7 protein-coding genes are annotated in these 7816 nt (G+C 57.0%); 3 read left to right on the forward strand and 4 right to left on the reverse strand.

Annotated elements, in window-relative coordinates; genetic code table 11:
* Positions 1-62: 62 nt before the first annotated feature.
* The 3 genes from DSM3645_RS13060 to DSM3645_RS13070 form a co-directional block, all read right to left on the reverse strand.
* Entirely contained in the window at positions 63-1718 is a 1656-nt protein-coding gene (locus DSM3645_RS13060; protein ID WP_002652662.1) for a serine/threonine protein kinase, read from the reverse strand.
* A gap of 212 nt (positions 1719-1930) precedes the next feature.
* Positions 1931-2470, reverse strand: coding sequence for a hypothetical protein (locus DSM3645_RS13065; protein ID WP_131282529.1), 540 nt, complete (start codon positions 2468-2470; stop codon positions 1931-1933).
* 235 nt (positions 2471-2705) lie between these two features.
* Positions 2706-3500, reverse strand: coding sequence for a hypothetical protein (locus DSM3645_RS13070; RefSeq protein ID WP_131282532.1), 795 nt, complete (start codon positions 3498-3500; stop codon positions 2706-2708).
* A gap of 220 nt (positions 3501-3720) precedes the next feature.
* Between DSM3645_RS13070 and DSM3645_RS13075 the strand changes: the two genes are divergently transcribed.
* On the forward strand, positions 3721-4731 hold the full coding sequence (locus DSM3645_RS13075) for a ketoacyl-ACP synthase III (RefSeq protein WP_002652665.1): 1011 nt from the start codon (positions 3721-3723) through the stop codon (positions 4729-4731).
* A gap of 199 nt (positions 4732-4930) precedes the next feature.
* A complete protein-coding gene (locus DSM3645_RS13080; protein WP_002652666.1) occupies positions 4931-5485 on the forward strand; it encodes a YqgE/AlgH family protein in 555 nt (184 codons plus the stop codon).
* A gap of 273 nt (positions 5486-5758) precedes the next feature.
* On the opposite strand, the gene DSM3645_RS13085 is transcribed toward DSM3645_RS13080, so the two are convergent.
* Complete coding sequence (locus tag DSM3645_RS13085; protein ID WP_116344401.1) at positions 5759-6868, reverse strand: M24 family metallopeptidase; 1110 nt, start codon at positions 6866-6868, stop codon at positions 5759-5761.
* A 227-nt stretch (positions 6869-7095) separates the two neighbouring features.
* Between DSM3645_RS13085 and DSM3645_RS13090 the strand changes: the two genes are divergently transcribed.
* Positions 7096-7767, forward strand: coding sequence for a metallophosphoesterase family protein (locus DSM3645_RS13090; protein WP_002652668.1), 672 nt, complete (start codon positions 7096-7098; stop codon positions 7765-7767).
* Positions 7768-7816: the final 49 nt, after the last annotated feature.

Raw genomic sequence — 7816 nt, forward strand, 5'->3', positions numbered from 1 at the left:
TATTGTGAGAAGCCGAAATAACAGAAAAATTCGGGCTTGCGCGGTTTTCCGATCGCTGTTTCTTAGGCGAAGACCTCTTCTTCAACCACCGGAATTCGTCGTTCGTCGGCCATCCACCAGTTGGCGGCCAATTGTCGGTTCCAACGGCCAAAGGCTTCGCACTGTTCCAGTGCATGCGAAAGTTCGACCGCGGTCTGGTAACGATCGTCCGGTGATTTCTCCAAGCAGCGGAGGACGATTGCGTCGATTTCGGTCGGGATATCCGTCTTTAGCTGCGACGGCGGAACTGGTTTTTCATGGGCGTGCGCGATGATCACTTTGATCGGGCGATCGTAATTGAACGGCGCCTGACCGGTTAGCATGAAATACATGAGCGCGCCGAGCGAATAAATATCGCCGCGGGCGTCTGGTTCATGCTCGCCGGAGGCTTGCTCTGGCGACATGAACAGCGGCGAACCGGTGATCGAGCCTTCCTGGGTCAGCTGCGTATCTTCGGCGGTCGTTTCTATCGGCTTGGCCAGACCGAAATCGAGCAGTTTCGCCACGTCGTAATGGCCGCCGCGCTGGGCGGCGAAGACATTCGCCGGTTTGATGTCGCGATGGACCAACCCTTTGGTATGCGCTTCGGAGAGCGCGTCGCAGGTTTGGGTCATCAGGTAGATCAGCCGCTCTGCCGGCAACGGACCATATTGTTTGACCAGGTCCGAGACCGACAGCCCCGGCAGAAATTCCATCACGTAATAAAACGTGCCGTCGGCGGTTCGTCCGTAGTCGTAGATGTCGATGTTGTTCCAATGGGAGAGCTTCGACGACAAGCGGACTTCACGCTCGAACCGAGCCAAGACGCGACTGTCGGCGCCTTTCTCGGCACGGATCAATTTGATCGCACAGGGGCGTTTCATCAGCGTATGCTCGGCGAGATAAACTTCGCCCATGCCGCCGGAACCGATCAACTTGCGCAGGTGATACTGGCCCAATTGTTTGGCGCGAAACGCTTCGGATCGGAGGCGATTGATCGTATGCACGCCGAAGACTGCGACGCTGCTGCAGACCATCATCACCAGCATCGTTTTGCCGACCATATCCCAATTGTTGGAGATCGCCAGGCGGCAATCAGGCCACATAATGCCGCCGACCGCCATCAGCGCAAGCGGCGCCAGCGCCATCGCGCCGATCACGATCGCCGCGCGAGGCCATTTGTTGGGGATGAACAACGCATAGGTGAAGATCAACAGCAACCACAGAGGCGCCGGACTTTGAATCATGTGATTGGTCGTATCGCAGCGTCCCAGCGGTTGCAGCTGAATCAGGAACGTGAAGATCGCCGGCAAACCAAAGACCATCGCCTCTTGCACGCGTAACAGCGGCGTCTGCCGATCGCACTTGGGGCAAAGGTAATAGCCGGTTGTGCCTAACAGTGCGACGAGTGCGATGTGGAAGACAAACAGCACATAGCTTTCGCCGTAAGTGGACGAAAAAAAGAATGCCCACAAGTGAAATAGGAGAAACACGCCATAGGCGGCCGCCAATGCGAGCGCGGCGACGCGCAGTCGTACGCGCAGCAGTGATTGAGTGATGGCCGAAAAGTGGGGGCTGGAGCCTTCGACCAGAGCGACATTTGGGGAGAGAGAACGGGACGCATCGGTCGAATCCGATGGCGCAATGACCGTCTCATCGATTTCAGGGGGCAGTTCACTCGATTCAGATGTGCCGCGCATAGACTCGCCGGAGTTCGCAATCGTCGATCAATGGTCGTTTCAAGCTTCCCTCATCGTAAGCATTTCGATCAGGGAAGGCGAATATTGCCGGATGGCGTTTGCTTATTATTCGCGTCGGTAGGGGGGAACGCCAAACCGATGTGCGGAACTGGCGTTTCCCTACTTATACTCGACGATGCACGAAAAGGATTCGTTCGCAAAATTCTCGCCGCTTAGGCGGCTCGACGCGCCGGTGCTGGCGCCGAGAGATCAGAAAGGGCGAGCTTTTCTAGATGGAGACCATCGTTCCCTAAGCGTTCCCAGAAGATGACGCTCTCTTCCGTTAGCATCCGCGGCAACCAGCTGAGCGCTGCGTTAACGTCGTTGGAGTCCTGATCGGCAGCAATCAAAAGAAGCTGCGTCTTGAGCAAACCATTGGCCAAACGGGGGAGCGCCATCGAGGCCGTTCCCGGCGTCAGTTTAATTTTGGCGCCGGTGGCGACTAGACATTTGTGCGCCTGTTTCAGCGGCATGCCGTCTTGTTGCTCACGCGCCTCGAACATGTCGATGCCGGTGTACTCAACCTGCGTGTCGCCCGCATATTGTTGAGTGAATTGAATCACTTTTTGCGCAAGCGCTCCATCGCCAACGCCGACCTGAACGATGCGCGTGATCGGCGCCGCTTGGCGGAGGGTGTGATAAATCTCACGTTCGTGACGCGGCGACGAAAGGTGAGCCTGGTAGAGATAACGCAGGTAACGAACGGCGGTCAATTTGAGTCCCTTCAAAACGACGCCAGATGAAATCGGTCTAATTTACGGCACACGACGGCAGTGAAATCTAGCTCCGTCGTGTCGATTTAACCTTCGACCGGCAGAGAAGCGGCTGATGAGGAAATCTGCAAAGTTCGGTTTAGCGTCGCTTTGGATGACTGCGAAGATTGGCGAATATGCGTTATTCACGTGCGATGCTCTTATCGCGTCTTCGCAGAAAGAGCAACGCACACGGCTAAGAGGTTTCCAGTCCCATCAGATAGCGTCGGCATTCGGCATCGGTGTCGGCAAATTGGCCGCGCAGGAAGTACGAGACCGGCGTCTTGGGATGTTGACGCTGAGCGGAGAGATACTGGGTGAACGCTTGCTGAGCCCCTGCTGGTCCATGACGTAAGAAATGGAGCCAAGCCCAACAGTGGCGATACTGGCGATCCCCCATCTCGCTGACGCTCCGCAGTCGCTCGAGTGTCGCTAGCGGAGAGATTTCCGCCAGCTTGGCTTCTTGGATCACCTGCGGCAGATAATCTCCCCGATGCAGGCGATTATTGAGCGGCGGTTCAAAGTATTCGGCGATCCCTTCATCCAGCCAAAGGGGAAGATCGTGATGCGTTTGATGAACGAGCGCGTGACAGCACTCGTGCCGCAGATCGGTCAGCAAATGGGGTGATCGATGGGCGAAAACCATCGGCACGTCGTTCGCTTGGATGAAGAGAGCGCGGCGCTGCGGTACGCCTGGAAAATAGCGTGTGACATAGTCGCGATAGGTGGACGCCGACCCAAAGAGATATAGATGAATCTCGGCCGGTTGCTCTGGAAGCGTCAGAAACGTCGCCAGATCTCGACGCAGCCCCGCGAGTTCCCCCTCGAATAGGGGCGCCGTGCTCAACGCAAAATCGGCGTGAATCACAAACGGGGGAATCCGTTGTTCATCGGGCCATTCTGGGGTATCTGCCCAGGCAGGCCAAGGTGCGCTACCGGCCGCAAGTGCGGCCGAAAGGAACAGTCGCCGGGTAATTCGCAGGGAAGACATAACCCGACTATCCGAAATTGATCTGCGATGAAGTGTCCATGGAGCGAGCGAAGAGTAGAAAAAACGGGGCTCCAAAGTCAAGGTCGAACACTTCCTGGGCTAATCCGGTCTTCCCTCCTTCCCCAGATTCGTTAAGCTCTGGTAGGCAAACGATTAACGGTGAATGATGTACCTATAGCGGCGACATCTTCAGCTTGGGTAAAAAAGCAAAGGACGCTTTGTGAAGTACGCGTCGATCGGACCGATCGCTATCCATTTGCCGGAACGGATCGAAACGAACGAACAACTGCAAGCGGAATTTCCGCAGTGGGACATGAAGTTGATCGCCTCGAAAACGGGGATCGAACAACGTCATGTCGCTGCTGAAGGAGAGTGCGCTTCAGACTTGGGCGTGAAGGCGGCGCTACGTCTGTTTGAAGAGCATTCGATCGAACCCCAGTCGATCGACTTTCTCTTGTTCTGCACGCAAACGCCGGACTATCCGCTGCCGACGACGGCTTGCCTGGTGCAAGATCGACTTGGCTTGCCGACCAAATGCGGTGCGCTCGATTTCAACTTGGGCTGCTCCGGCTTCATCTATGGGCTGGCGCTGGCCGACGGTTTGATTCGCTCGGGCGTCGCGCGACGCGTCTTATTGATCACGGCCGAAACGTATTCAAAATATATCGCCCCCGACGATCGCAGCATTCGGACGATTTTTGGGGATGGCGCCGCCGCGACGCTGATTGAAGCGAGCGACACTCAGGAGCTGTTTGGCTTTCAATTTGGGACCGATGGCAGCGGTGCAGATACGCTGCTGGCGACCGAAGGCGGATCGCGCCCGGCGGAGGATGCGATTCAACCGCGTCATCGCAAACGCTGGAGCAGCCGGCTGTATATGGATGGGCCCAGTCTGATTAGCTTTACGGTCGGCGCCGTTCCGCAACTGGTCGAGAACATTCTGGCCGCTGCGTCGATGGAACGCGAGCAACTCGATCTCTATCTGTTTCACCAAGCGACACGGAAAATGCTCGAGCAACTGCAAGAGCGGCTCAGCTTGGACGAAACACGGATGCCGATCGAATTGAGCAATTACGGCAATACCGTTTCGGCCACGATTCCGATTTTGATCCATGACTTGCGCAAGCAAGGTCGCTTGGCGCCGCGTCGCAACCATGTGATGGTCGGCTTTGGCGTCGGCTGGTCTTGGGGCGGATGTATTTGGCGCGATCCATACGGCTCGCGTTGGTAAATCTTTGCGGCTGGCAAAATCCCCTCTTGGGACGGCTCTGCTTGAAGTCGACGCAGCCCTGCGTAACGATTCGCATGCGGCGAATGGTAACGGCGCTGAACAAAAAGGCGCCCACACTGGCTTTTTGCGGCCGATGGAACAAAAATAGAGCGACTAGGCTCACCTCCGCCGTTTGGCTTGCCGCAGAAGGTTTCGCACGATGCAGTCGCTCCAAGGTCAATTGCTAATCGCGTCACCGCATTTGCCGGATCCCAATTTCTTGCGAACCGTCGTCTTGATGGTGCAGCATGACGAAGAGGGAGCGTTGGGACTCGTTTTGACCCGGCCCACCGAGTTGACGATGGCCGCGATGTGGCGAGAGATCGCCGGCGAGGAGATCGCCGACGAGAACCTGGTCTTTTTGGGCGGACCCGTGCAAGGGCCGCTCATGGCGATACATTCGCATGCTCCGTGCCAAGAGATCGAGATCCTGCCGGGGGTCTATTTCTCGAGCGACAAAGAAAACATCGAGAAGCTAGTGCGCGAGGATCACGAGCCGAAGCGGATCTTTATCGGCTACTCAGGCTGGGGCGAGCAGCAGTTGGAAGCTGAGATGGAGGCCGGCGGCTGGCTCTTGCTGCCGGCCGAAGCCGCTCATGTCTTTACGACCGACGTCGAGCGACTGTGGAAAGACGTGACCGGCAAGATCGGCGCCGACATCATGCGATCGACGCTGCATCTAAAAGGAATGCCGACCGACCCGACGATGAACTAACGTTTCTTTCATCGGAAGCTGCGCTATTTCGCCAAACCATAACCGCTTGGCCCGGATAGCTCCGCGATCTGGGCCGAAGAAGTCGGTGGGAAGCATCAAGTCGAACTGGGCCTCCGATCGGAGATCGTTCCGCCGTTTGACATCGCAAAAATGGCACGAACTTCTAACCTGGCGCCGCGCCGATAGCGAAGCTATCGAGGGGCGGCGCCAGAAAAAAACCGCGACCTCAAGACTCGCGTCTGGGGTTATGAAGGATGGCGACTTCGTTGCGTTCTACGTCAGCCCAATCGGGAAGTCGGACAGCAACTCCACTCCGTCGGCGGTGACCAAGTAGTCATTCTCGAGCCGCATGCCGAAGCGGAGCTTCTCGTCATAAATGCCAGGCTCGACGGTGAAGACGTCGCCCTCGGCGAAGACATCGTCCCAGCACGAGTTTAAGTGGGGCGCTTCATGCGGGAAGAGGCCGATCCCATGGCCTAGGTGATGGTCAAAGACGCCGATCGGTGCGGCGCTCAAAATTCCGACCACCTCTTGGAACAGTTCTTTGCAGCTTTTGCCGGGGCGAACCGTCTTCGTCACATGAGCAAACGTCTGCATGACGATTTCCCATGTTTGCTGTTGCTCGTCGGTCGGCTTGCCGTTGACGGCGATCGTGCGGCAGTTGTCAGCAAAGTAGCCGCGGAATGCGGGGCCCAGGTCGAGAATATAAAGCTCGCCATCTTGCGTCAGGCGATCCCGTGGCGGACCTCCTTTGGCGCCGCAAGCATAGTCGTTGCCGGCGCCGGTCAGCATCTCGCCATACTCTTTGACCGCGGCCGCTTGCAATGCGTTAAAGACGTTCAGTTCGCTGACGCCGGGGCGGATCATGTCGCGGGCGACTTCGTACATCCGCTCGGTGCCGGTGATCGCCTTCTTCAAGCGGGCCAGTTCATCGGGGTCTTTTTTGCGACGTAGTTGATACAAGGTCGGTTCGACGTCAATCAACGTCGCATCGAGCTGTTGCGACAGGTGAAGCGAAAACGTGGAGTATTCGACGCCGATCTTCCCCAGCTTGCCGCGTGACTTCAGATATTGCAGTAAGACATCGCTGCAAGCCTGACGTTGATCGTTACGCAGCGTACAGAGCCATTGCGCTTCGTAGGTCAAAATTTCGTCGGCGGCCGCCGCGTCGGGAGCTTCGTTCGGAGCGATCAGCGTTGCTGTTCCGTCGGCGAATAAGATCGCGGCCGGCGAATGAACCCAGGCGAATTTCGGGCCGATCAGGTACTGGATATGTTCGATTTGCGTGACGATGATCGCGTCTAACTCGGCCCCGGCGAGCGCGTTCCAAAGTCGTTGCTGGCGTGCTCGGCTTGCGTCGAGATTCAGGTCCAATTCGCTCATTGCCTCTCCGATCGATTCGTAAACAGGGTCGCTGGTCCGCGGCGACTGCCAAAAGCGCCAGGGTAAGGCCACACTAATGGAAACCTGCTCGCGCGAAAAGTGGGGAGACCGCGTCGTTTTTTGTGGACGCTTGTCTGTGGAGGCCAAGGGAAATCGCACATCCCATTTTGACGTTCATGACGTAGAATAACAGCGGCGATAGTTTCCATTCTTTGATAGTTTAAGCGATGACCTCACGAATTTTTGCGATCGGCGATGTGCATGGATGCCGCGACGCGCTGGCAGGTTTGCTAGAGTGGATCGCATCGGAGCCTGCGGATCAGATTGTCATGTTAGGCGATTATGTCGATCGTGGGCCAGACTCTGCCGGCGTGATTGACCTGTTGCTCGACTGGAGCACGCGGCGGCAGATGATTTTTCTGCGTGGAAATCATGAAGTCATGATGCTCAACTCCCGCACTAGCGACGAGCAGTTGCATTTTTGGCGCGAATGCGGCGGCGCCGAAACTTTAGAGAGCTACGGCGGCAGTTTGGACAAAGTGCCGCCGCGTCATTGGGACTTTTTGTCGGCGACGCTCCCTTATTACGAGACGGAGAAATTCTTCTTCGTCCATGCGAACTATCAATATGACCTGCCGCTGACCGATCAGCCGCCGCTCTTTCTCTATTGGGAGCATCTGCGGCCGGAGCCTCCGCGGCAGCACGACAACGGCAAGACCGCATTGGTCGGGCACACGCCGCAACGAGACGGCCAGCCGAGCGACTATCAGCATCTGATCGCCCTCGATACGTTTTGCGTCGGCGGCGGCACGCTGACTGCCGTCGAGTGCAATGCGTCGCTCCGTTATTATCAAGTCGACAGCGAAGGCAAGTCGCCAACACAGGGCCAACTCCGCTAATTTTTGAAGGCGCGCTATAGTGAATTGATTAGACACTAGCCCGCTGCGC

The sequence above is a fragment of the Blastopirellula marina DSM 3645 genome (genome assembly GCF_000153105.1).
In the GTDB taxonomy this organism is placed as follows: Bacteria; Planctomycetota; Planctomycetia; order Pirellulales; family Pirellulaceae; genus Blastopirellula; species Blastopirellula marina.